Origin of the sequence: Methylomonas albis (assembly GCF_014850955.1) — a bacterium.
Lineage (GTDB): Bacteria > Pseudomonadota > Gammaproteobacteria > Methylococcales > Methylomonadaceae > Methylomonas > Methylomonas albis.
On sequence record NZ_JACXSS010000001.1, the window covers coordinates 1,089,654 to 1,115,742 of the forward strand.

Genomic DNA, 26,089 nt, shown 5'->3' on the forward strand with positions numbered 1-26,089 from the left:
ATGTCTACATCATTTCCAACCCGATTGGTGGCTGCCGGGCTTATGCTGGCGGCGATGGCCGAGGCTTGGGCTTTGACGCCGGCCGCCGGCGCGCCGGAACTTAGTCTGTACATTCCCGGTTCGCAATCCAACGATCCGGCCTTCGGCTTTTTGGTTGGCAGCACCACGGTTGCCAATGCCTTATGTCTCGATAACGCCACTACTACCGGTGCCGGCACAACCACACATATCTATTTTTACACCCCCTCGACTGCCGACAAAGCCGTCAATGACCAATATTCGGCAATTTACTGCAATACCGACGACACCAAAATCCCCGGTTTAACCGGCGGTACCGGGGCGCACCATACTACCCGGTTGTGGATTTCCAGGCGGCGGCTCGGCGCTTCTTTCGTTGGCTTGGATGCGGTCGCTAACGGCACGCCTTTGACTTATCTGCAAGGCCCGACCACGGCGGGTTGTAGCGCATTCAACGGCTCGCAATCATCCGGCGGATCGACATTTCAATGGAATTATTCCTGCACCACGGCCACGCCTGGAATTACCGCAACAGCGGCGACCTCAGATGTCACGGCGGATGTGTTTCACGGTGTGGACAACGTAACGCCGGGTTTTACCGATATCGACGCCAACACGCTGAATAACAGCTTTGCATTGGGTGGCCATATCATCGGTACGCCGGTGACCTTGAAACTGCGTAACGCCTTGCAATATGCGCAAATTCAGAGCGGTTCGTTACCCGTTACTTGCACGGTTGGCGACGAAACGGCGGCTTGCGTTCCCAGTCTGTCCAAGGAAATTCTGGTCAGCTTGTTCAGCGGTACGATTTCCGATTGGAGTACGCTTAAAGTCAAAGTCGGCGGTGTCGCCAAGGATTTGACGCAAGTTGTAGCGGACGGCGTCACGGCAGGTGTTAGCGGGCTATCCAATCCTCTGGATAGCACCGTGCATGTCTGCCGCCGCGAAAACGGCGCCGGCCAGCAAGTTGCTTTATTAGCTAGTGTACTGAAATCCCCGTGTTTGGGGGGGACTTCATCGCCAAAATTGGTTGAGCCTGGATTGGTGTTTTCCGATGTGCAGTACGCTACCAGCCTGGGGGCTGTGGATAACTGCCTGAAAGATTTTAACGATGGCACTAACAGTTGGTTTGGTACCACCAACCCGGCGCCGTATCCCAATCCGCCGGCTACCGGCATTCCGCATGGCAATCAGTGGGCAATTAGTATTCAAACTACCGAGCGCAATGCCAGCCGCGGTGCGAATTACCGGTTCATTAAAATCGACGGCGCGTTGCCGACCGGTGAACAAGTCTATCTGGGCCATTATCCCTTGGTGGGCGAATATGCGTTGTCCTGGAAAAACAATGTCAGCGCAAATCAGGGCAAAGCTTTGGTGGCTTTGAAAGACTACAGCAGTTTGCCTTCCACCATCGTTAGCCGCAACGGCACCTTGAGTAACCATAGCTGGGGACAAGCCGGTTATATCGCATTGAGTGCAAACGGCCATACCCCGCCTGCTACCTGGAGCGCAGCTAACCCAGTTACGCCCTACACGCGCTCTCTAAATGGTGCGCCCGACGCTTGTGCGATTCCGGTGGTCAATCCGGATTACGGCACGGTTGAGCTGCGCTAGGGATGGGTATGAAAGGAGCGAGTCCCCGGTTACCGCAACGGTAGCCACACTGTCTGGAAATTCAAGTTGATGCCATAAGGATTTGGTGGGCTTGGATCGCACAAGGATGTGCACCCTTCTTAGATGTACAAGCAAAGCAAACCAGTTTTATGCCGCCGAGTCACAGGAGGTCGCGGGCGGTTGTCGAGGCTATCCAACATACAAGATAGCGTTAACAAGCAAAACCTCAAGTTGATGCCATAAGGATTTGGCCGGCTTGAAAAGGCACAAGGATGTGCCGCCTTCCGCCGATGGGTGTGGCTTGATAAGGCCGTAGTTCATTCAAACCCGAGGTGTCATTCATGTTCGATCCTAAAGCTTATTGCGTCCGTTCAATGGTTTTGGCTTTGATTTTGACTAGTTCGACTGGTATGAGCTTGAAAGCGGTGAGCATATGAAACTCAGCAACGAAGATGTAAAGCTAGTGTGTTGCCTGGTTCTGATCGTGTTGGTGTGGGGGCTTTTAAGTCCGCCGGCACTGGCCGACGACAAGGTCCGACAGACGGAAGTGGCCGTGCGCGGCGCGAAAGTCATGCCGTTCTCGTTGGCGCAAACTCAACATCAATTCACTAAAACCGAAACCGGCGGCATCCAGCGGGTCATTGTCCGGGATGATTTGGATCTGGAACAAGTCTGGTTAATCAGACAGCATCTCGAACAACTGGCGGACAGTTTTAACCGAGGCGATTTCTCCGCGCCTGAGACGATTCACGGCGCGGATATGCCGGGTCTGGCCGTAATGCGTAGCGCCAAGTCAGGTGCCTTGCGAATTTACTATACAGCCGAAGCGGCCGGCGCCAGCCTGACCTTCGCCAGCGGCGTCCCTGAATTGATCGCCGCCGTTCACGACTGGTTCGACGCGCAATTGCGTGACCACGGTGGCGATGCCACGGCAATGCATTGTCCTCAACATCAATAAACGCTTGAAAATTGTTACCCCAACTTACCCGGAAACACGTGATGCCGAATGCTTTAAAACTGGGCTTATGCCTGTGGATGTTGCCTGCGCTTTGCCATGCCTGGTGGAACGACGACTGGGATTCGCATCGGCAAATCGCCGTGGATGCGGCTGCGACCGGTGCCGACATTCGGGAGACTCTAAACGATGTGCCGTTGTTGGTACGGCTGCATGCCGGTAACTTCGGTTTTTTTGCCGAACTGGCCGAGAACGGCCGTGATTTGCGCTTTTTAAAAGACGACAAAACCCCGCTGGTCTATGACGTCGAACAAATCGACGTGTTGAGCGAGATCGGTTTGGTCTGGGTGAAGTTGCCGCAGGTGCGCGGCGGGGTGAGCAGCGATGACTTCTGGTTGTATTACGGCAACGCCAATGCCCCGGACGGTTCCGATCCGAAGAATTTGTACGACGTGGCGCAGGGCTTGGTGTATCACTTCAAAGACGGCGAAGCGCTGCCGCGCGACGCCACTGCCTATGGGTCGCATGCCGCCGATTCCAAAGCCACTGTGCAAGCGGCCGGCTGGATTGGTGCCGCCGCTCAGTTCAGCGGTGCCGGGCCGATTCTGATCAATCCTGCGCCGCAACTGGCGATAGCCCCGGATAAAGGTTGGACTTTCTCGGCCTGGCTGAAGATCGATCAGCCGCAGAACGGCGCAAGTTTGTTGGAGGCACGCGAAGCCGGCAACGGCATCGATCTGAGTATTCAAGGTTCGGCGTTGAGCGCGAAATGGGCGAACGGTGCCGTCCCAGTCTCGGTTAATCTGGCTCTGGGCCGTTGGCAACATGTCGCGGTCACCGTCAAAGCCGATCAATTGCTGTTGTTTGTTGATGGTGTGCCGGTCGGTAATGCCGCCATTTCGCCAACCGCTGTTAACCCCGCTATCGTCATCGGCCGCAACCTGGTCGGTTTGCTCGACGAAGTGCAAATCGCCGCCACCGCCCGCAGTGCCGATTGGCTGAAGTTGAGTTTTCGCAGCCAAAGCCCGGATTTTTCGGTCTTGAGTTACGGTCAGGACGAAACTAATAGCAGCGGCGACGGGCATTTCATGGTCATCGTGCAGAACGTCACCGTCGACGGCTGGGTAGTAATCGGCTTGACCTTGACCATGCTGATCGTGGCTGTGCTGGTGATGGTCAGCAAAACCCTGGTCATCAACCGCGTTAGCAAAGACAATCGCGCTTTCCTGGAAAAATACCGCCAGCTCGACCCGAATAAACTCAGCGCGCTTGATCAGGATGAAACCAGTGAGGAACAGGCGCTGGCAGATTCCGATTTATTGACGGCTTTGGTGGGGAAACACGACCATTTTCAAAGCTCGACTTTGTATCACTTATATCACACGGCAATCCACGAGCTCAGCAAACTGCAAGGTGGCGACGGCCAAGCGGTGACCCGCGAAGCCTGGGACTATCTGCGCGTCAAGCTGGATTCGCAAATCGTCACTGAAAGCCAGCGTCTGAACAGCAATATGGTGCTATTGACCATTGCCATCGCCGGCGGCCCGTTCCTTGGGCTGCTGGGTACCGTGGTGGGGGTGATGATTACCTTTGCCGCCATCGCCGCCAGCGGCGATGTCAACATCAACGCCATTGCCCCCGGCATCGCCGCCGCGCTGCTGGCTACCGTGGCCGGTCTGGCCGTGGCGATTCCGGCTTTGTTTGCCTACAACTACCTGCTGACCCGGATCAAGGACATCACCGCTAGCATGCGGGTGTTCAGCGACGAGTTTCTGGCCGTGCTGGCTATGCGCGCCGCCCAAGCACAGCGTGGAGCTTAAATCATGCGAGTCGAAGAAGAAGGCAAAGTTTACGACGACATCAACATAACGCCGATGCTGGACGTGGCCTATGTGCTGCTGTTGATTTTCATCATTATGACCACCGCCACCGTGCAGGGCATTACCGTCAATCTACCCAAAGCCAGTAGCACGCCGTCCTTATCCAAACCCAAAACCAAGGCTATCTCCATCACGCCGGACGGCAGCATTTATTTGGATACCTATCCGGTGTCGATCCAGGAGCTGGAAACTCGCTTGGCGCAATACAAGGCGGCGATTCCGGATTTACCGGTCATCGTCAAAGCCGACGCCAGCGTGCAGTATCAAAAAGTGATTGAAGTGTTGGATGTGGTGACGCGCTTGCAGATCAGTCAGTTGGGCTTGGTGACGCAGAAGCTGGTGAAGTAGGGCAAGGGTGTCGCTGGTGCGGAGGCTGCTTGAATGCCGGTTCCCGGACCGGCTGCGGCTTGAGATCGCGGGCGCTTGGGTCGCGTAACAACGAATAGACATAACGAAATGAAAAACAAATATGCCTGGCTACGCCGTTTGCCCGTGTTGGTTGGCATCGGTTTTGGCCTTTTGATAGTGCTGGGTGTTTGGTGGTTAGCGAGCAAGGTCGAGAAGCCGCCGCAATCCAAAAAGCTGGTGCAGCAAATCACCATGATTCAACCGCCGGCACCTCAGCCGCCCGAGCAACAGCCTACCCCGCCGGAAGAGGTGAAGGAAGAAGTGGTCGAAGTTTCGGAGCCCGCCCCTGAGCCGGAACCTTCGCCGGAGCCAGACGAGGCGCCGCCTGCGGAAGAATTAGGGTTGGATGCCGACGGTGCTGCCGGTAGCGATGGCTTTGGATTGGCCGCGCACAAAGGCGGCCGCTCGATTCTGGGCGGCGGCGGGGGAGGTGGCAATGCCATCCTCTGGTACGGCGGACAAATTCAACGCCAGGTCGAAAATGGCTTGCAGAGCTTGTTGGCTGACACTGTCGCGAGTCGAGCCGGTTACAGCGTGACTTTGGAGGTGTGGGTCGGTGCCGATGGCGGGATTAGCCGCAGCGAACTGTCCGGTGGTAGTGGCAAGACCGATGTCGACCAGGCAATTCGCGCCGCTTTGCCGCGCTTGCGCGCCAGCATCGCTAGGTCGCCGCCGGAAAATATGCCGCAGCCGATTCGGATACGGCTCAACTCCAGGGTCTAGCGGGCTTCCCGTTCTTCGGCTTCGTTCAGCACAAGTCCGCTCAGCAAACGGCAACCTGGAAGGTGCCGATGGCGAATCCATTCGCCCCGAAAATACTACCGATTTTTAAGACTATTGATTAAGCGACAAGCCATGAATACCGCAACGAAAACCTTGATCCTGCTGTTGGCCGGCAGTCTGGCCGCGATGACAGGCAGCGTACAAGGCGCCGAAGAGATGATCCCGGTCAAGAAATCCACTTTGGTCAATTTGGTTGATCTGCTGGTACAGCGCGGCGTCATTAACCAAGATGAGGGGAAAGGTCTGGTCAGTGCGGCTGAACGGGAAGCCGGTGAAGCGGCCAAGGCCAACGCGGCTCAAGCAAAAAGTGGTAAAACGCTAATTGATGGCGAGCAGCCGGCGGAAAGCATGCCGGCGGCGGATGTTGAAATGGCCAAGGGAAAATCCGGCAAAATCAAACACGTCGGCTATGTGCCGGAGTTTGTGAAAAAAGAAATTCGCGATCAGGTCCGGGCCGAACTTAAAGCCGAAGTGTTGCAAGATGTGAAGCAGGACGCCAAAACCGAAGGCTGGGGTATTCCCGGTGCGTTGCCGGAATGGGTGGCGGCGATTCATCCCAGCTTTGACATGCGCATCCGTTTTGCCGACGATTTTTACGGCAAGACCAACGAGGGCGGTGTCGATAACGTCGGTATCGATACCGCAGGCAACTTCTTCGGGCCTTATAACTGGTTGTCCATTAACCGGGCCGGCAATTCTCCGCAAGGCGGCTTAAACCGGCAGGTGGCGTTAAATCCCAACGAGGCGATTGTCAACAATCAAAAGGATCGCCTGCGTTTGCGCGAGCGCTTTAGATTGGGATTTGAAGCCAATATTGCCGAGGGCTTGAAAGCCGGTATCCGCTTTGCCACCAGTAACCTAAACAATCCGGTATCGAATGACCAAACCTTGGGTAACACCGGACAGTCTTATCAGTTTGCTATCGACCGCGCCTATCTGCAATACGATTTTCTGGACGAACGCAAAACCAACTGGTTTAGCCTGTATGCCGGCCGCATCATCAATCCCTTTGTATCCACCGATATCGTGTTCGATCCGGACTTGAGTTTCGAAGGGGTGGCCGGGAGTTTCCGTTTACCGTTTAACCGGGGCAGCAACAAACTGGCCGGCTACAAAGCGCCAAATCCGACGGCTAGGTTCGGCATCAATCAGGGCCAGCAAACCCCGGATAGCCTGTTCTTAACGCTGGGCGTATTTCCGTTGCAGGATATCGATGTCTCGGTAAACGATAAATGGCTGTATGCCGGCCAACTCGGTGCAGACTGGTTGGTATTCAACGATACGCGCGTCAATCTCGCGGCCTCGTATTACGAATTCCAGAACGTCAACGCCCGCCGCAATCCCATCGGCAGCCACACTTACGATTGGACCGCGCCGCAGTTTGTACAAAAAGGTAATTCCATGGTGGCCATCACCGATTTCAATACCTTAAACGGCGTGTGCGACGACACGGTCGGCTGCTTGTTTGGTTTGGCTTCTGAATTCAAGGTATTCAACGCCACGGCGATGTTTGATTATGCCGGCTTCGATCCGGTACATGTGTTGTTGACCGCCGACTACGCCAAAAACCTGGGTTTTGACAAACAGCAGATTGCTGCCGAGTTTCTGAACGGTATCGTCAACTACACGGATAACAAACCGCGTACGGCAGCGTATCAACTCCGCGTCGATATCGGCCGGCCGGAAGTCAGGCGCTGGGGCGATTGGAGCGTCAATCTGGCCTACCGTTATGTACAGCGCGATGCGGTATTGGATGCATTTACCGATTCTATATTTCACTTGGGCGGCACCAATGCCGAGGGCTGGGTGGCCGGTATGCAATACGGTTTGGCGCGGAATACTTGGCTGAATCTACGCTGGTTAAGTTCGGACGCCATTGATGGACCGAAATACAGTATCGACACATTAAATGTCGATCTGAATGCCAGATTTTAGGACGGCGCTATGAGCCGACTATTCTCGCTACAATCAGCCAAAGCGTTGCTGCCGGTATCGGCAATCTTGCTCGGTGTGCTGGCCGGTCCGGCTGCGTTTGCCGAGCCCAAGGTCGCCGCGCCGGGCGGTGAAGCCATCAAAAAAGCGCAAGGCATGATACGCCAACTCAGCCAGGAAAAATATGCGCTGGAAGCCGAGAAGGTGGCGTGGCTAAACGAAAAAGCCACGCTGGAGGCCAAGCTGAAAAGCCTGGAAACGACAGTCGGCAGATTGCAAACTTTGCCAGCCGAGCTGGAGCGCTACAAGGCGGGGCTGGAAGCGGTGCGGGGTAATTTGGAAGCGCAGCTAAGCCAACAACGGCAGCGCGAGCAGGCTCTGGTGCAAAAGCACAATGAGGTGGTGATTAAGGCTCGTGACATCCGCGATGATAATAATCTGCTGGTGCAGGCGGTAAAAGAGCGTGAACAATGGATAGCCCAATGCACGGACCTTGCTCAGCAGTTGCGTAAGGTCAATCTGGATATATTGAATCAATATAAAGATAAGGGCCTGCTGCAACAGTTAGCGGAACTAGATCCTTTGACCGGCATAGGCCAGGTACGAACCGAGACGGTAGCGGAAGAGTATCGCTATAAATTGCAGCAATTGAAGATTACCCCGTTCGAAGCAACTGCGCCTGTTGTGCAGACCATCATCCCGGTTAAGGATGGGGCGGAGCCAGCGAATGACACGGCGGAGGCCGTGCAATGATGCGTCAGTTATTGCTGCCTGCGATAAGCCTGATCCTGCACGGCATCACTGTCGGCCAAGCCGCAGAGCTGAAAAACCCTGTAGCGTCGTCGCAAAACTCAGAAAATTCTACTGGTTTGCCGGAAATAGCGCCGCCAGCATCCGGTGAGCAGCAACCGCATTTCGACGTGCTGGATTACCAGGTCGAAGGTAACTCCGTGCTTGATGACGAAGCGCTGGAGCGAGCGGTGTATCCGCATCTGGGCCCGGACAAGACTGTCGAGGATGTCGAAAAAGCCCGGGCTGCCTTGGAAGAATCCTACCGTAACGCCGGTTATCCAACCGTGGTGGTGACGATACCGGAACAGGATGTGGAGAGTGGCGCAGTGCGCTTGAGTGTGGTGGAAGGCTCGGTCGAGACTTTGTACATCAGCGGTTCGCGTTATTACGCGCTGGGCAAAATTCGCGACGGCGTGCCGGCACTGGCGGAGGGGCTGGTGCCGCACATGCCCAAGGTGCAGGAACAGATGAATGCGCTGGCTCAGCAATCGGTCGATCGCAATGTCACGCCGGTGTTCCGAGCCGGTTCGACGCCGGGCAAGATGGAAGTGGAATTAAAGGTCAAGGATGCGTTGCCCCTGCACGGCAACCTGGAATTGAACACCCGCAACTCGGAACATACCAGCTACACGCGCTTGTTAGGCTCGCTGCGTTACGACAACCTGTGGCAGAAGTTTCACAGCGTATCCATGCAATATCAGGTGTCGCCGGAAATCAGCGATGAAGTTCAGGTTTGGTCCGGCACCTACGTGCTGCCGACCGGCTGGGCCGATACGCGGCTGGCGCTCTACGGCATCGGCATAAGCTCCAATACTCAGTTGGGTGTCAGCGTGGGCGGGCTGTCCGTGGTCGGCGCCGGCTCCATCTATGGCGCCAGATTGGTTAAGCCTTTGTCGGGTTCGTCCGAAAACATCCTGCATAGCCTGAGTTTTGGCTTCGACTACAAAAGCTTTGACCAGCAGATCGCCAGTCTTACCGAAAATGCTCCGATCAGCTATGCCTCGTTCATGACCGGCTATGATGGCAGTCTGCGCGGTGAGAGCCGCGTCACTGCCCTGAATCTGGCCGCGCATTTCTCGATACGCGGCCTGGGCAACGATGCCAAACAGTTTGCCAACAAGCGCCTGGATGCAGAACCGAATTTTCTCTATTTGACCGGAGACTTGAAGCATCAGCAGCGCTTGCCGCTGGATTTTCGCTTGCTAGCCAGGGCAGGGGGGCAGGCTAGTATGTCGGCCTTGATTAGTAACGAGCAGTTCTCGGCAGGCGGTCCGCTCAGCGTGCGTGGCTATCATCAAACCCAGTTGCTGGGCGATCACGGCGTGAATCTGTCGCTGGAATTGCAAACCCCGCACTTGGCGCCGGCTGCCTGGGACGATAGCCAAAATTTGCGCCTGCTGACCTTCTTCGACTGGGCCAATATCTGGACCGATAATCCCATCTCCCCAACCCCGGCTACGGCGCATCTGGCTTCAACCGGCATCGGTCTGCGCACGCAGTGGTTCAAGCATTTACTCGGTGAATTGGACTGGAGTTATCCGTTTTACAGGCAGGGCACTATCGATCCCGGTCAGCAGCGCGTCGATTTTAGGGTTATTTATGAGTTCTAAGGCCAGCATAAGCCCGGTGATAACCCTGTATCCAATCTAAGTGTTAAGTTTCATCGTTGTTTATATCGCCGGGTAGACAATTTATTCGAGCTGATCCATACGGTATTGTTCGGTAAAACAACGGAAATCAAGCTTGCTATCCATCGAAAATTGGGCGTTAACACGCGGATAATCACGTGGATGCACAGCTCTAAACTTCCCAGAACCGCTTGTTGTAACTATTCAATGGATTCTCGTAAATTTAGCCCTTCATTCGTAAAAGCGTATTCGTCTGATTGTTCCCGCATTTTTTATTAAGGCTGTAAACGAGCAGTTATTAGCTCATTTTTTAAGTCAAAAAATGGGTGTTTCGATATATATATTTAAATATACCGTTTGGTAATTAAAAAATAACTGTTTCCTAAAACATTACTAATGGGATGGAAAATGGCATCTTTTGCAGAACAGAAGGGATGTAGCCAATTGATATGTAAAAATATGTTCTTAGCATGATATTTTGGCCATTCAACTGAAAGTTGCGCGAACAAAGTATGCCTGCCGTAATTACTCGCTAAGGTCGGAATTGGCAGGTTGACCGCGTCTATCGTTATATTTTATTGTCTATATCGAGTTGTTGTGGGGAGTAAATTAAATCAATCCAGTTTCCGCACTCGGAATCCAACCGAAGCAATTGTTGAATTGAGTGTTTTGCCGACATCGGGATGGATTGCTACCACGTTAATCGCCAGGAATGAGTAACAGACATTTAAACCGCCACACCGGCCGTAAGGCCGGGCCGGAAAGTCACGGGGCTCGATAGAGCCAGCCGGATTGCCTCTCGGGAGCAATAGAGAGTCTTGAAGTTTAAGGCCATCTGCTCCAACCCATTTTTCTGTCTTTACAGCTGGAGCGCTATGTCGTTGCTAAGGGCGCCGACATCAAGGTCGTTTCGCCATGGATTACCGGTTCTGCGCTCAACCACAAGATGCTTAATATGAAACACCGTTTTTCCTTTCGGCTCCTTTCCCGGCTCACCCCTCGGACAGGAAGCCGAAAGCTCCCCTCAAGGACGAAGGCCTCGCAAATGGCTTTGCCGGGTAACAAATCCAAGGTTGGCTTATGCAGTACAGGTAAGTGCTGCAAGCAATCGCCGGGATGTGGCCATTGCAGGGAATACACCGGCAAGGTGATTGGCATGGATGCTTTGGCGCCGATAAGTCCAGGCCGGATGAGTCGGCCCCAAACCCACTCGTCACCGGCAAATTAGGTGATGTACGACTAACAGCAGGAGAGATCGCAATTAATCCAAAAGATCGCGTTTTTGCATTTTCAGCCACGTTTCCAACTTTAAAGGACTTTATGAACACACTTCGATTCAAGCAACCTGTATTGGTTTTAGCCATAGGTGCGGTAGTGATGGGCCAAGCAGGTATGGCCGCCGCAAGCACTCTCAGCGTAGAAGCTACCTCCGATACTTTCCTAACCAATGCAACAGCGCAAGCCAACTCGGATATGTCCAGTTTCGGGGCAATGATGATTTCCTCGCCCCAATCCGATATTCCGCAAGGTATTACCCAAGTACGCACCATGGAAAATTTGGTGGCGTACAGCACTTCATCCATCAAATCTGGGTTCGATACGCAGTATGGCGCCGGCAATTGGCATGTCACCGACGTACAACTGAAGTGGTATACCAATTTCGATATTGAAGGTGTACCAGCTAACAACAATCAGTTCAACATCCCTCATTCGGGTAACTTCGGTATTTCTTACTTTAGTAACGATACTTGGTTCAACCCTGTTACCGCCGGCGTAACCGGGCTTGCTAAATCCAACCTCAGCTGGAATTCGGTTTACGGCTCCGGCGGTGCTTATAACAACTTGTTTGCCGGGCAGGAGTCGTCAGGAACATTCTTTTATCCAACCGGCACCGCTAACGGCACCACCGACTGTTTTACCGTCGCTGATTCGTGCGCGCCCCGGTACTGGGATCTTAGCCTGACTCCCGGTTTAATCGGTGACATTCTGGCCGGCGACTACTTGTCCTTCCACGGCTACGCGGCCGACAATCAAGTCGTCTATCTGATCAACCAGATGACCAAGCCTGGTGCGCATCCGCAAATCTTTATCAGCGCGGAAGCAAATCCAGCCGCCGTGCCGCTACCGGGTGCGGTCTGGCTGTTCCTGAGCGCCTTCCTGTCTGTCTTAGGCTTTTCGAAACGGCCTGGCGCGCCGGGTCGTCTCGCAGTCTAAGTCTTGGCAATATAAATGTCGGGGTTGCCGTCATGCGCTCCGTTCCGGATACAGCACTGCTATTCGATAGTCGGGAAATTGCTATCAACCGATTTTTCAACAGTCAACAGGCAAGTGTCTTGCCATCGGCGGCCCACTATATTCTCCACCGCGCTGCAATCCCAACATTGTCGACTGTGGCGCGGCATTGTCTGGTATCGGTTGCCGCCGATCACTCAAGCCATTGGCCACAAAGAGGTAACGATGAATACCGAAAACACTGAGGTTACCGAGCAGCAAATCGCCGAACTCGTGCGCCGTTTCTATGACAATGCGGCGGCCGACGACAGGCTAAAAGCCATTTTCGCTGGCGCTATCCATGATTGGGATGACCATCACCGTGTGGTCGAAAACTTCTGGTCGCGGACGCTGTTAGGCACCGACCGCTATCAAGGCAGTCCGTACCCCGTCCACACGCGTCTGCCTTTACAGATCGAACATTTCGACATTTGGCTGACGTATTTTAGGCAAACGGCCAGAGAAGTGCTGCCGGTGGAAGCGGCGGATCGCGCCATCGCCCGCGCCGAACATATGGCGGAAAGCTTTAAGGTCGGCATGTTCTTCGATTACAAGCCGGCGACGACGACTTCTTGCGCTAAACCCGGCGATTAAAACAGTACTTTAGAGATGAGTCCGAATCCGCAATTTCCTGTTTGGAATCGACTGCTCGATGAAAGCGTGCAGGCGATGCGTCAACAGCGCTATAGCCACACTGCGGCGCTGTTGCACATGATCGTCGGCAACGGTTCTCGTAAAGCCAGACTATGGCCGCACTACAGACAAGCGCTGGCGGCCTATGCTTTCGCCTTGTACCGAAACGGCGATATTGGCCAAGCGTTGGTGTATCAGACCCAGCTATTGCTGTTGCTGCCCAACGATCCGGAAGCGCGCGGCAACTTTTTGCTGTTGCTGAAAGCCGGCGTCGGACGTTTACCTGATTCCGCCGAGTTTCGGCGGGTTTTGCACAGTGTGTTCGCAAGGAGCGATGTTGGCGAATACGCGGTGGAAATTGCCAGGTCGCTATTGCAGGATGCGGTGTTTAGCCAGGCGGTCGAGCTTTTATTATCCGCTGCTGATACGCAAATCATGCGCGCCTTACGCCAAGGTCGGCTGCGGGCGTTGATGCAGGCGCCGTTGTTTTTGCAGCTATTACGCGGCAGCCTGATCCCGCTGCCGACATTCGAAACCGCGCTACGCCGTTTGCGCAAAGCGCTGCTGTTGACCTACGCCGCACCTGGCCCGGCGGCTGAAAGCACCCGTCCGGGCAAGCTGGAGTGGGAGTTTATCGGCGCACTGGCCCATTACAGCTGGTTGACCGAATACGCCAGTGCCGAGGACGAACAGGAACGCACCGTTGTTGGCTTATTGCGGCAGCAGTTGGAGGCCGGCCTGAGTTTGCCGTCGGAACCGTCATGGCAACCGGCGCTAGCCTATTACGCGATGTATCGATCCGGCTTGGAATTGTCCGATTGCCGCGCCGTGTTTACGCAAGCTTCCGTCATTTGGAAACCCTATTTACAGCCGCTGATTCGAGATTGGCGCGCTTGTCTGGCGGAACGGGTGCTGGCGGCAGAAATAGACAGTCTCACGGCCATCGGTGGCAACATTTCCGAACTAGTACGCCGGCAATACGAGGAAAACCCTTTTCCGCGTTGGCAACAGGACCCTGTCGCCCATCAGCGTTTGACCGCCCGGCGATGGTTGGCAAGTTTTGCCCACGACCTGCAGCTGCCGATTGAGTTCGATGGCCAGGTCGATGTACTCACTGCTGGCTGCGGCACCGGATTGGAGCCCATTTCCCTGGTCCGGCAAATCCAAACCGGCCGCTATCTGGCGCTGGATTTAAGCCGAGCCAGCCTGGCATATGCCAAGCGGATGGCTACGCAGTTGGGGCTGGCCGATGCCATCGACTTTAAACAAGCCGACATTACCCAACTGGCTGATTTTTCCGAACAATTCGATCTGATCACCGCCAGCGGCGTTTTGCACCATCTGCAAAACCCGTTGGAAGGCTGGCGAATCTTGACCGGCTTGTTGAAGCCCGGCGGCATCATGCTGGTCAGCCTGTACAGCGAGGCGGCGCGGCAAACCGTGGTTCGCGCCAGAACATTGATTGCCGAACATGGCTGGGAAGCGACGCCGGAAAGGATGCGGCAATTCCGGCAAGCCATTCTGGCCGGCGAATACGAAGCTTTAAAACCGCTGTTGCAATGGCGGGATTTCTACAATCTCAGCATGTTTCGCGACTTGGTGTTTCACGTCAATGAACACCGTTACAGCCTGCCGAAAATCGAACAACAGCTGGCCGAACTGGGATTGTGCTTCGTGAGCATGCGCGGCTTACCCATGCCCTTGCAAGCTATGTATCAAGCCGGTTTTCCGCAAGATTCCCACGGTGCCAGTCTCGCCAACTGGGCGCGATTCGAAGAACAACATCCAAACGCTTTCGCCGCCATGTATGGGCTGGTACTGCAAAAGCCGGGGAGGGAGTAGGCCTCGAAATTCACGGATCAACTTAACGAATGTTTTTACCAATCGATGTCCGCTAATCCCACAACTTGCGGCATCGAATCGCAAATCAACAAGGAATGTGGCTTGGTAAACGGAAGCGCCAAGGTAACAAAGCCAGGAAATTCGTAGTGCAGGCAAGCGCTGTGACAAGTAGCCGGGATGGCGCTGGCAAGGAATGCCGATGTCGATGCCGCCAAGCGGGTTATATCGACACCACTTTTTTTGCGCCGTTTCAATCAAGGCCGCGTTTCCCATTTGGGTTTGGGCGGATAGCGCGCAATAAAAGTTCACGCCACACCGGTCGCAAGGCCGGGCCGGAAAATCACGGAACTCGCCAGAGTTAGCCGGATTGCCTCTGAACACGGAGTGCCCAACGGGGCAAAGTGTTTAAACAGCCTATCGCTAATTTTGACTGCCTTCGGGCGAGGAGTTTTTCGTGCACGGTTTTTCCCATTCCATGACCAGCGAATCCCGCTTGCGGCCCCGATGGACAAACTCGGATGTCCTTGCCGACACGAGGCAGGCGGCTATGCGAATTTAGTTTTTGGCCTGCTTCAGCATCCACCGTACAGCGGAAAGATAGTTCTACAGGCCCGACGCGTAAAGCGGCCCAAGGCCGCGATTTAATAGCCCGTAAGGGCGATCAACCAACCCCATAGAGGAAGAAAATTATGCAAAACAGCAAACCCAATCTGCGTACGGCGGCGATTGCGTCGGTATTTTTATTGTCGCTATCGGCAACGGCCGAGGCCAGCGTCGCGCTGAGCGGTTTCGTGAAAAGCACCAGCCCCGCCAGCTTCAGCATCGCCGATCTGCAAGGTTTCGGCAGCACCAGCACGGTTACGGTCGGCGGCAATACTTATACCGGCGTCTCCCTTTACAGCTATTTGAATAGCTATGTCGACAAAGATCCGGCGGCAAAAAACGACATTCTGCGCGATTACGTGGTTGCGACCGGTACTAGCGGCAGTACCGTTTACACCATGGGCAACCTGCTGGGTAGCGGCTTCGGCACCCAAAACGACATCATAGCCTTCAGCGACAGCCAGGGTCTGTTGTCCGCACCCAGCTTGATCGCCGCAGACGGTGCCAGTGTTTCCGCGCTGACTAGCCTGAATATTGGCCATGTCGCTTATCAAGGCTCGGCGCCGGGTGGAGCCTCAACTTCATTCAGCATCGGCGGCGCGGTTTCCAGCCCTGCCAACTATACCGCGGCCGATCTGCCGGGCTCGCTAAGCCCTACAACGGTATTTAACAAGCCGAATGGCAGCGCGCTGGCAACCGGCGGAGCGACGGGCTTTACCGGCGTTTCCTTGTATGAATTATTGGTAAGCGCCGGTATCTCCAATGACCCGGCTGCTTTGCTGCGCTCCTACGTCATCGCCACCGGCACCGATAACTACACCGCAGTCTACGCGCTCGAAGAAATCATGCCGCAATTCGGCAACCAGGGTGATTTGCTGGCTTATGCCGACGGTATCGGTGGTGCCCTGGGTGGCAGCGGTTTTGCTCGTACGGTGGTTCCCGGCGATCTTAAAGGCGGCCGCTTCATGTCCAACCTGAACGGCTTGACAGTCGTCACGCTTCCCGCCGCCGTACCGGTCCCACCTGCAGCGATACTGATGCTGTCCGGATTGTTCGGCATTGCTTGCAGCAGCAGGCGCAAACGCTGGGCGGCCTAAATAGCCAACTTTGCCAGGGACGGCGAATCCTAACGCGGGTAGTTCCGGACTGTGTGTAACCGCAATTATCTGCTTGGCTTTCTTCACGAGAACATAACATGCGCGCTATTTTTCGAATTGTTTTAACCGGTGGCCTGATCGTCGCCGCGCTGTCAGCCAGGGCCGCCGGTCCGGTGCCGGTTTCCCTGCGCAACGTACCGACGCCGCCGGTACCCGGTCTGCTGGACGGCGATTCCCCCATCGTCGTTGATAAAGCGGCGGCGATTGCCTTGGGCAAAGCTTTGTTTTGGGATCAGAACGTTGGCTCAGACGGCCAGGCCTGCGCGTCCTGCCATTTCAGCGCCGGTGCTGACGGCCGTATCAAAAACCAGATCAATCCTGGCCAAAATTCGCGGCAACCGACCGGGCAAACTTTCGATACCTTGCCGTCGGGTACCGGCGGCCCTAACCATACGCTGAGGGCCGAGGATTTTCCGCTACATCGTTTCAGCGATCCGTTCAACAATGCCAGCCAAGTCATCTATAACAGCGACGATGTGGTCAGTTCGGCCGGCACTTTCGGCGGTCAATTTAACGGTACTTCACAATTCAGTGGAGCTAACGACCAGTGCGCCCGCAGGCCTGACGAGGTATTCAATGTCGGCCACGTCGGCACCCGGCGCGTCGAGCCGCGCAATACGCCCACCGTAATCAACGCGGTGTTCAACCATCGCAATTTCTGGGATGGTCGGGCCAACAATGTGTTTAACGGCAGCAGCCCTTGGGGGCCACGCGACCCCGATGCCGGCGTTTGGGTTAAGCTCAATGCCAAGGCCGTGGTTAAACGGCGCCTGAATTTGATCAACTCCGCGCTGGCCTCGCAAGCCGTCACGCCACCGGTGTTCAATGATGTGGAAATGGGCTGTAAAGGCCGCGGCTGGCCGGACATCGGTCGCAAATTATTGTCCCGGCAGGCTTTGCAACACCAGCTGGTACATCCACAAGACAGCGTGCTGGGTGGTTTGAGCTTCAGCGCGGGCAGTGATTTCAAACAGGGTCTGAAAGCCACCTACAAAAGCTTGATCACCCAGGCCTTTAATTCTCAATATTGGGCGTATAGCGGCACCGGAAAATTCGGTGCGCCGGCAATCGGCGGCGCGGCCTACAACCAGATGGAAGCCAATTTTTCCATGTTCTTTGGCTTGGCCGTGCAGTTGTACGAAGCCACGCTGGTATCCGACCAGTCGCCATTCGACCTGAGTCCGCTCGATGCCAATATGGTGCCGACCTGGAGCAACGTGGCCGACGCCGACAGGGTCGCTTCTCTGAAACGTGGCTTCAATCTGTTCGTCAACAACAATTGCAGTTCATGCCATACCGGGCCGGCCCTGAGCCTGGCGGCGGTAGCAGCCAATGCCGCGCTGTTGAACCCTACGCCGGGCGCTGTTTTTGGTCCGCCGGCCACCCCGATTGCCTACGGCCCCAATGCGTTTGGCCCTGCAAACATTGCGGCGGCGACCGGCGCCACCCGCTTTGGCAGCCCTGTGACCCGCGATGTCGCCAATGCGGGTTTACCCAGGCTAATGGATTTGGGCTTTAGCAATATCGGCGCAAGCTCGCCGGACGCCGATCCCGGCGTGAGCGGTGCTGATGCCTTTGGTCAGCCTTTATCTTATGCCGACCAATACGTCGAGTACCTGCTCGGCAACGGCGCCGGTGTGCTCGACTTACCGATAGACAAAGTGCGGGCTTGCGACTTTCCGACACCGTTAGCGGTAAATCTGAACGTGCCGATAGCCAACGTCTTTTTACCTAGCGACGGCTTACAGGCCGACGGTAGCCGGGAGGGCGTGCCGCGTACGGCAAACTGCACCAATCCAAACAAGGCTTACATCCCCACGGTGGCGGCGGCGCAAGCCAACCGCAACGGCGTGAAGATGTCCATTGCCACCACGGCTGCCTTCAAAGTGCCGACGCTACGCAATGTCGAGTTGACCGGCCCCTATATGCATGACGGCGGCATGGCGACGTTGGCGCAAGTCATCGAGTTTTACGCCAGACACGGCAACTTCGTCAGCGATGCACTGCATTCCTTGATGGGGCCGATTTCGCCTGGCATAGCCAACCCGCAAAACATTGTCGATCTGACTGCATTCCTGAATGCGCTGACCGACGAGCGGGTGCGTTATCAAAAATCGCCGTTCGACCATCCGCAATTGACCGTCGCCCACGGCCACGTCGGCAACGACTTACAAGCCGAATCCGGCAATGTATTGGACGCCGATTTAGCCAGGGACGAACTGTTGGTGTTGCCGGCTGTTGGCGCAGCCGGCGCGGACACACCGATAACGCCATTTTTAGCGCCAGCACCGTAACCGGTTTGGCAACGTATTTATTGACCGCAACATTCGGAAATTATTATGAAAACACCGATCTTTCGACCTAGACACGCCGGCATCGCACTGGCGCTGAGCTTTTGTCTTGCCGACCAAGCCATGGCTGCCGCTAGTTACAGCAGCAGTGCCGCCGTAGGCTATTCGATCACCGTATTGAATAGTACCAATCCGACGGCAGGCGATAACACCGGCTTGGCTATCCTGGGAACGTATCTGCAACCCAGCGATGATGGGAGCTTTTATGCCGCCGTCAGCGGCGATGGCCAGTACCAAGCTCACAGCCCCAGTCCGGCGGCGGTTGCGGTCACCAGTATTTTCAACGGCACCTTCACCGCCAACGGCAGCGCCGCACTCGGCAGCGTCGACAGCCTGCACACCGGGCTATTCGGGCTCGAATTCAGCAATAGCGGCCCTTATAGCTACAACCTGGCCGTCAACTTGGATTATGCCTTACAAGCCTCCGCTTACGGCGAGTTTGCCGATAGCAGCATCTCTTTCGACTACTGGGATGAGGCCGGTTCGATTTCCGGTTTCGATTATGCCTCGGCTGCTGCGTTTACCGGCTATCTCGACGATCAACAATCCGCAAGCAATACCGTGACCTGGTACTTCACGCTGGCAGCGGGCGCCACGGAGCAACTTTATGCCCAAGTCGGTATCCAGTCGCATCTGGAATCGGCGGATGCCTCGCCGGTGCCGCTACCCGGCGCTGCCTGGCTGTTTTTGACCAGCATGATGACCGGCCTGGCCTTATTGGACCGGAGAAAACAGGCCGCAGCATGAAATGACATTCCTCCGTGGCTGTAAAGGCACGAGAGAAAACCGATCGTTAACCTAGCGCAAGGACGCGCGCCTTTAACCCAATTTTTACCGCCTAACCGGGACGTGTTATCAGCTGCATCTCTCGATCAGCAAGCATGACCCACAACTCATCGACAAGCATGTTGATGGCAACAGGACGCACCAGTGCTCGGTGCAAACAGGGAAGATGCAGTGCTACAGCGAGGATTAGTGGTTAGCACTGCTTTATTTTTCAACTAGCCGATTTTTAATTGTATTAAGGAATAAACACATGGATACCTTCCTAAGGCAACCGCTGTCGCAACTACCTAAAACTCTGCGTACACCTGCATTAGCTTGTGCCCTGATGCTTGCCGGTTTCATGCCTGCAACCGGGCAAGCAGCCATTGTCAATTATGCACTTAACTTCACCGACTCCCACACCCACGCAACGGGCTCAGGCTCCTTCATATGGAACACCGACACTGAAATCATGACTTCTCTGAATTGGAATTTTTCTGGTGTCACCGGCAGTGTTTTAGATAGTGCTCTAGCTACGACTTATCACAGCTACGATCCGATTGCCGGAACCTACGGCGAATTGTTCTACCGATTTCTCACCGCACCGCAAGCCTATCTAATCGCTGAATACGGTCTAACCAGCGCCTCGGTAGGTGAAATGCCCTACAACGTTAGCAGCAGCTACTTTGGTTTCGTCGCCTTTGGCGCAGAAAAAACCAGCAGTTTGGGCACTTACCGCTTTCTTGATAAGAGCTATAACCTGGCAACCGAAGGCTATGTTTCTGCTGCCCCCGTACCTGTACCAGCAGCAATTTGGCTATTTTGCAGCGCCTTGGCCGGGTTTGGCTTTGTTAGAACACGCAAGACTGCATAAATAAGGAGGGCTAGGGACCTAGTAACCCGGCCCTTAAATACCCTGCATTCGTCATTCCCGCGAAAGCGGGAATCCATCGATTCCATTGGGCTCCCGCCTTCGCGGGACTCAAAAGATTTGGCCGGACTGCTTTCCCAGATCGTGGTCTGGCAAACGGACAGTTCAAGGTAACAAAACCAGAAAAAAGGTGGTGAAGGAAGTCGCTACCTTCGATTGCCGGGACGGCGATTGAAAAGGAGGCATCGGAAGGGTGCTTGAACAAGGATGGGGGGAGATGAGACAAGCAGGTTTCATCGGTACTCAATTTGCCATGGCTTAGCCATTTTCTAAACGCTTTTTAGACACGAGTACGCTATGAAATTTTTATCATCGTTAAACGGCGCCGCCCTGCTGGCGGCAGTAGCTTTCGGCAACGGCGCGGCTCAGGCCAGCGTGGCCTACAACATTCAAGGCTGGGACGGCGGCGTATTTTTTGGTGCCTCCGACGGACGGACGCCCGGCACCTGGATCGGCGGCGCCGCACCGGTTTATACCGGCTCGGTAAGCACGCCTTGGTATGCGGATATAACAACCGGCATCACCGACGTGGTTTCCAATGCCGGTGCCCACGCGGCGGGCGCCGATCCGCTGTACGAATTAGCGGTAGGCCCGATGGGTTGGAATCGAAATGTCGCCAATAGCGGCATGGGCCACGGCGCCGATGTCGGCTTGATCAAGCTGGAAAGCGCGGCGGATTTGACCATTACCGTTTCAGCCGATTCACTGACGCCTAGCAATCTCACCACGGTGATCAAACCCGGATTTTCGCTGTTCCAAGGCTGGGATACCAGCAGCACCGTCACCACGGCCGCGCAAAAGAGCGCGTATGCGACCAACGCCAATAACCCGTTCGGCTCGGCGGGATTGACCTATCTGAACGGTATCGGCGGCACCGGCAGCTCGGTCAGCTTTCTGTTTACCAACCTTGCCGCTGGCGACTACACCTTGATTCTGGGCGGCAACGCCGGTGGCGGCCACGGCGACTACAGCGTGACCTTTGCGTCAACCGCACCGGTCCCTTTGCCCGCGGCGGTTTGGCTGTTCGGCTCCGCACTGGTGGGCGGTACTTGGTTTAGCCGGCGCAAGGCGAGCTAAACAGTCTTGATGCATAAGCAACGCACTGTCGTGACCCGGTTTACCGGTCATGGCAGTTGCGTTTGCATAAAGTTAAACACCCACCCGACATGAGTAAATTGCCGATGAGCACGTTTCACCAAATCCTGTTGGCCGGCGTCTTGGCCGCCGCCGCGTTTTCTTCACTGGCGGACGACCCGTCGCCGGTTTCCTTGCGCAATGTCCCGTTACCGCCGGTACCCGGCTTACTGGACGGCGCCAACCCGATTGTCGTCGATAAAACCGCGGCCATCGCTTTGGGCAAGGCTTTGTTCTGGGATCAAAGTCTCGGCTCAGACGGCCAGGCCTGCGCCTCTTGCCATTTCAGCGCCGGCGCCGATGGACGAGTCAAAAATCAGATCAATCCTGGGCAAAATTCGGCGCTACCGAGCGGGCAAACCTTCGACAGCCTGCCGTCCGGTATGGGCGGGTCCAATCACACGCTGACCGCCGCCGACTTTCCGTTGCACCGTTTGGCCAATCCGCGCCTTAACAGCAGCCAAGTCATTTACACCACCGACGACGTGGTCGGCTCCGCCGGCAGCTTCGGCGGCGAGTTTATAGGCACCTCGCCGTTCAGCGGCGCCAACGACCAATGCCAGCGCAGTGCCAGCGAGGTATTCAACGTCGGCCACGTCGGCACCCGCAAGATCACACCGCGCAACGCGCCGACCGTGATCAACGCGGTGTTCAACCACCGCAACTTCTGGGACGGCCGCGCCAACAACAGTTTCAACGGCAGCAGTCCATGGGGGCCGCGCGATCCGGATGCCGGGGTGTGGGTCAAGCTCAACGCCAAGACCGTGGTCAAACAACGATTAAACCTGATCAACTCCTCTTTGGCCTCGCAGGCCGTCACTCCACCGATTTTCAATGATGTCGAGATGGGCTGCCACGCCCGCACCTGGCTCGACGTCGGCCGAAAACTGCTCAATCGCCAAGCGCTGCAAAGTCAGCAAGTGCATCCGCAAGACAGCGTATTGGGCGTTTTGAGCGCCGGCGATCTGAAGCCGGGTCTGAAAACCACCTACAAAAACCTGGTTACCCAAGCCTTCAATGCCCAATATTGGGCTTACAGCGGTGTCGGCAAATTCGGCATGCCGGCCAATGGCGGCAGCGCCTATAACCAAATGGAAGCCAACTTCGCCATGTTTTTCGGCTTGGCGATTCAGTTGTACGAATCAACCCTGGTTTCCGACCAATCGCCGTTCGACTCAAGTCCGCTCGATGCCGATATGGCGCCGACCTGGACTAACGTAACCGGCGCCACGCCAACCGAAACCGCTAACAAAATCGCCTCGCTCAAGCACGGTTACGATCTGTTTATCAGTAACCACTGCGGCCGCTGCCACGTCGGCCCGGCCGCGAGTTTAGCGGCGGTTGCCACCAATGCCGCGTTGTTAACGTCGACGCCCGGTTTCAGCTTCGGCCCGCCGGCCACGCCGATCGCTTACGGCCCGGATGCCTTCGGTTTAGGCGCCGCGGCTTTCTCCGGCGCCACCGCTTCCGCCAGCACGGTAACTCGGGATTTCAATATCTTTATCCAGCCCAAGTTGATGGATGTCGGCTTTGTTAACATCGGCGTTACCACGATCGAGGCCGATCCCGGCATCGACGCCAGCGATCCGTTCGGCAATCCCTTGTCGCATACCGCCCAATATGTCAGTTATTTGCTGGCCAATAATGCCGGGGTCATCGATTTACCGGTGGAAAATATCCGCGCCTGCGACTTCCTGACGCCGCTGGCCCTACACAATTTGTTGGCCGATACCGCTTATTTTGCGGCCGACGACGGCCTGCAAGCGGACGGCAGCCGTGAGGGCGTATTGCGCAACTTGAACTGCGCCAATCCCGATGCGGCCTATGTCCCGACATCCGCTGCCGCCCAGGCCAATGCCAACGGCGCGAAACTGGCGGTGGCTACCCACGGCGCGTTCAAAGTGCCGACCCTGCGCAACGTTGAACTCACCGGCCCTTACATGCACAACGGTAGCATGGCCACGCTGGCACAAGTCATCGAGTTCTACGCCCGCCACGGCAACTTCGTCAACGACGCGCAAAACTTCAACGTCGCGGCCGGTTCCGGCATTTTAACCTCCACGCAAAACACCACCGACTTGAGCAATTTTCTGAAAGCGTTGACCGACGAGCGGGTGCGTTACCAAAAAGCACCGTTCGATCATCCGCAACTGACTGTCATGCATGGCCATGTTGGTAACGATTTGCAAGTACAGGCCGGCAATCCGCTGGCGGCCAGCCTGGGTCAGGACGAAACCTTGACGATTCCGGCGGTCGGTGCCGACGGCGCGGCAACGCCAATCGCGCCGTTTTTGGCGCCTGCACCGTGATGCATTGGAGATGGTGTATCGAACCCAGATAAGGGTAGGGCTTTTCGGAGTTTGGGTGTGGAGGTGATGAGAAGGAAAACGCGGCCTGAGGGCATCGCCGGCACGGGATGCCGCCTAGGTGCACGGCGCACCGTTCGCGAACGGTGCGCTTCCTGGTGTCGTCGGTGCACCCTATGAAACTACGCGGCTGGGCAGTTATTGAGTAGGTTGGGTTAGCTCGATAGAGCGTAACCCAACAGTCGAAGGCCAATGTGTTGGGTTACGGCTAGCGCCTAACCCAACCTACGGCTTGGGCAATTTTTGGCAATTACACGATTAGAGGAGACAACATGCAATTTCATTCAACACGAAGGCAGGCGCCGCCCGGTTTGGCGTTTGCGGTTTTGGGTTTCACGCTGGCCGGCTTACCGGTGGCCGGCGCCGGGGCCGCCACCATCACCCTGGGGGCGAGCAAGGTTTCGACGATTTTCGAAAACCAGCCGACCCACAGTATCGGGAAAGGCCCGGCCGTGTTTGTCGGCGGCGATGCCGACGGCTCGCCGCGGCGCGGTTTGATCGACTTCAATATCGCCGCCAACCTGCCGGCAACGGCGATCATCACCGGCGTGGAGTTGACCCTGTATCTGGCCGATGTGGCGGGCGCCAGCGGCAGTGAAGATGTCACGCCTCGCAGTATCGAACTGCATCGGCTGACCGGTAATTGGGCTCACGGCCCCACCGCTTTGGGAGTCACCCAAATCGAGGGCACCGACCAAGGTTTTCCGGCCATTCCCCCTAGCCCCACCTGGCTCGACCGGCGCTACTTGCAGAATCAGCCGTGGGCTACGCCGGGTGGAGATTTCAAACCGCTGGCCAGCGCCACTACCGTGGTCGGCCAGGCCATCGGCTCGGCGTATACCTGGACCTCCACGCCCGATCTGGTCGCCGATGTGCAGGCCATGTTGATCGCGCCGTCCACCAACAACGGCTGGGTATTGCTGAATACCGATGAGTGGATCCCCGACACCTACCGGGTGTTTTATACCCAGGCCTGGGACGACACCGCGCTGCGCCCGCGATTGCAAATCAGCTACGAACTGGCCGCCGTGCCGCTGCCGGCGGCTGTCTGGCTATTCGGCGGCGGCTTGCTGGGCTTGGCCGGCACCATTCGCCGCAGGCCCGATGTTTCTAGGAGAACCAATCCGGAGATAAATCCATGAACCGACTAGCACAATTTTCCCGAACAGCGCTGGTGTGCCTAATGCTGGCCGATTCGGCGGCGGTATCGGCGGCGGTCGTTACCCTGACGCCCAGCAAGGATGCGACGATTTTTGGCTCCAGCATCAATCAAGGCTTGCCTAATTCCTCCGGCCAGGATTTGTTCAATCACAGCAATGGCGCGGGGCCCGGCATGTTTGCCGGCGGTAACGGCCAATTCGCGGCGCATCGCGGGCTGATTGCCTTCGATATCGCTTCGCAAATACCGGAGGGTTCGGTGATTACCGGCGTGCAATTGACGATGTACATTGGCATCGTGGCCGGATCGGGAGGCGCGGCCGGACTCGGCGACCAAACGCCGCGAACCATGGATTTGTTTCGCCTGACCCGCGACTGGGGCGAAGGCATTACCGGCGGCAACGCCACGCAGATCGGCGGCACCGGCCAAGGCTTTCCGGCCAATCCCGGCGACGCCACCTGGAACGACGCGGCATACCAGCAAACGCCGTGGACCACGCCCGGCGGCGATTACGTCAGCCAAGCCAGCGCCACGCTGGCGGTCGGCAGCGTCTTCGGGTCGGCGCAAACCTGGACGACTACACCGGCCTTTGTCCAGGACGTACAAGCCTGGCTGGACGATCCATCGAGCAATTTCGGTTGGATATTGATCAACCGCGACGAAGAGCTCAAGCAAACCCATCGTGCCTTTTATACCAGCGAATGGACCGATCCGGCGCTGCGTCCGCAATTGCAGGTCACCTATCAACCGGCGCCGGTTCCTGTACCCGCCGCCGTCTGGTTGTTCGGTGCCGGCATAACCGGTGTGTTGGGCCTGACTCGGCGTAAGGCCCATGGGGCCGGCAAACCATTGGCTTTTATTTTTTAA

20 protein-coding genes and 2 riboswitches are annotated in these 26,089 nt (G+C 56.2%); of the genes, 19 read left to right on the forward strand and 1 reads right to left on the reverse strand.

Translation table 11 applies throughout. The features are described 5' to 3' along the window. The 11 genes from EBA_RS05160 (at position 1) to EBA_RS05210 (ending at position 14,756) form a co-directional block, all read left to right on the forward strand. Entirely contained in the window at positions 1–1,632 is a 1,632-nt protein-coding gene (locus EBA_RS05160; protein WP_192373662.1) for a hypothetical protein, read from the forward strand. A 433-nt stretch (positions 1,633–2,065) separates the two neighbouring features. Continuing rightward, complete coding sequence (locus EBA_RS05165; RefSeq protein WP_192373663.1) at positions 2,066–2,590, forward strand: aspartate carbamoyltransferase; 525 nt, start codon at positions 2,066–2,068, stop codon at positions 2,588–2,590. Between the two features lie 41 nt (positions 2,591–2,631). Beyond that, positions 2,632–4,407 carry a DUF2341 domain-containing protein gene (locus EBA_RS05170; protein ID WP_192373664.1) on the forward strand — a complete coding sequence of 592 codons (1,776 nt, stop codon included), beginning with the start codon at positions 2,632–2,634 and terminating at the stop codon, positions 4,405–4,407. A gap of 3 nt (positions 4,408–4,410) precedes the next feature. Further along, positions 4,411–4,815 (forward strand): ExbD/TolR family protein, encoded by a 405-nt coding sequence (locus EBA_RS05175; protein WP_192373665.1) that lies wholly within the window; start codon positions 4,411–4,413, stop codon positions 4,813–4,815. A gap of 108 nt (positions 4,816–4,923) precedes the next feature. Then, complete coding sequence (locus tag EBA_RS05180) at positions 4,924–5,598, forward strand: TonB C-terminal domain-containing protein (protein ID WP_192373666.1); 675 nt, start codon at positions 4,924–4,926, stop codon at positions 5,596–5,598. A 132-nt stretch (positions 5,599–5,730) separates the two neighbouring features. Further along, complete coding sequence (locus EBA_RS05185) at positions 5,731–7,593, forward strand: putative porin (RefSeq protein WP_192373667.1); 1,863 nt, start codon at positions 5,731–5,733, stop codon at positions 7,591–7,593. 9 nt (positions 7,594–7,602) lie between these two features. Next, positions 7,603–8,343, forward strand: a complete 741-nt coding sequence (locus EBA_RS05190; protein ID WP_192373668.1) for a coiled-coil domain-containing protein — start codon at positions 7,603–7,605, stop codon at positions 8,341–8,343. Further along, the gene (locus tag EBA_RS05195) at positions 8,340–9,992 is read left to right on the forward strand and encodes a ShlB/FhaC/HecB family hemolysin secretion/activation protein (RefSeq protein ID WP_192373669.1); all 1,653 of its coding nucleotides are present in this window, start codon (positions 8,340–8,342) and stop codon (positions 9,990–9,992) included. The genes EBA_RS05190 and EBA_RS05195 overlap by 4 nt, the downstream gene beginning before the upstream one ends. 742 nt (positions 9,993–10,734) lie before the next feature. Next, positions 10,735–10,810: riboswitch (cyclic di-GMP riboswitch) on the forward strand. 520 nt (positions 10,811–11,330) lie between these two features. Further along, on the forward strand, positions 11,331–12,224 hold the full coding sequence (locus EBA_RS05200; RefSeq protein ID WP_192373670.1) for a hypothetical protein: 894 nt from the start codon (positions 11,331–11,333) through the stop codon (positions 12,222–12,224). A 243-nt stretch (positions 12,225–12,467) separates the two neighbouring features. Continuing rightward, positions 12,468–12,875, forward strand: coding sequence for a group III truncated hemoglobin (locus EBA_RS05205; protein ID WP_192373671.1), 408 nt, complete (start codon positions 12,468–12,470; stop codon positions 12,873–12,875). A gap of 15 nt (positions 12,876–12,890) precedes the next feature. Then, positions 12,891–14,756, forward strand: coding sequence for a class I SAM-dependent methyltransferase (locus EBA_RS05210; RefSeq protein ID WP_192373672.1), 1,866 nt, complete (start codon positions 12,891–12,893; stop codon positions 14,754–14,756). A gap of 35 nt (positions 14,757–14,791) precedes the next feature. Here EBA_RS05210 and EBA_RS05215 read toward each other — a convergent pair whose 3' ends face one another. Beyond that, entirely contained in the window at positions 14,792–15,010 is a 219-nt protein-coding gene (locus EBA_RS05215) for a hypothetical protein (protein WP_192373673.1), read from the reverse strand. Between the two features lie 45 nt (positions 15,011–15,055). Continuing rightward, positions 15,056–15,131: riboswitch (cyclic di-GMP riboswitch) on the forward strand. A gap of 314 nt (positions 15,132–15,445) precedes the next feature. On the opposite strand from EBA_RS05215, the gene EBA_RS05220 reads away from it, so the two are divergent. From EBA_RS05220 to EBA_RS05255, 8 genes are all read left to right on the forward strand, one after another. Continuing rightward, a complete protein-coding gene (locus EBA_RS05220; protein ID WP_192373674.1) occupies positions 15,446–16,456 on the forward strand; it encodes a hypothetical protein in 1,011 nt (336 codons plus the stop codon). 98 nt (positions 16,457–16,554) lie between these two features. Beyond that, complete coding sequence (locus EBA_RS05225) at positions 16,555–18,810, forward strand: cytochrome c peroxidase (protein WP_192373675.1); 2,256 nt, start codon at positions 16,555–16,557, stop codon at positions 18,808–18,810. Positions 18,811–18,855: 45 nt separating this feature from the next. After that, positions 18,856–19,614 carry a hypothetical protein gene (locus EBA_RS05230; protein WP_192373676.1) on the forward strand — a complete coding sequence of 253 codons (759 nt, stop codon included), beginning with the start codon at positions 18,856–18,858 and terminating at the stop codon, positions 19,612–19,614. Positions 19,615–19,903: 289 nt separating this feature from the next. Continuing rightward, the gene (locus EBA_RS05235; RefSeq protein WP_192373677.1) at positions 19,904–20,506 is read left to right on the forward strand and encodes a VPLPA-CTERM sorting domain-containing protein; all 603 of its coding nucleotides are present in this window, start codon (positions 19,904–19,906) and stop codon (positions 20,504–20,506) included. 354 nt (positions 20,507–20,860) lie between these two features. Next, entirely contained in the window at positions 20,861–21,640 is a 780-nt protein-coding gene (locus tag EBA_RS05240) for a hypothetical protein (protein ID WP_192373678.1), read from the forward strand. A gap of 104 nt (positions 21,641–21,744) precedes the next feature. Further along, positions 21,745–24,006 carry a cytochrome c peroxidase gene (locus tag EBA_RS05245; RefSeq protein ID WP_192373679.1) on the forward strand — a complete coding sequence of 754 codons (2,262 nt, stop codon included), beginning with the start codon at positions 21,745–21,747 and terminating at the stop codon, positions 24,004–24,006. A gap of 329 nt (positions 24,007–24,335) precedes the next feature. Beyond that, complete coding sequence (locus EBA_RS05250) at positions 24,336–25,205, forward strand: DNRLRE domain-containing protein (RefSeq protein WP_192373680.1); 870 nt, start codon at positions 24,336–24,338, stop codon at positions 25,203–25,205. Beyond that, entirely contained in the window at positions 25,202–26,089 is an 888-nt protein-coding gene (locus EBA_RS05255; RefSeq protein WP_192373681.1) for a DNRLRE domain-containing protein, read from the forward strand. The genes EBA_RS05250 and EBA_RS05255 overlap by 4 nt, the downstream gene beginning before the upstream one ends.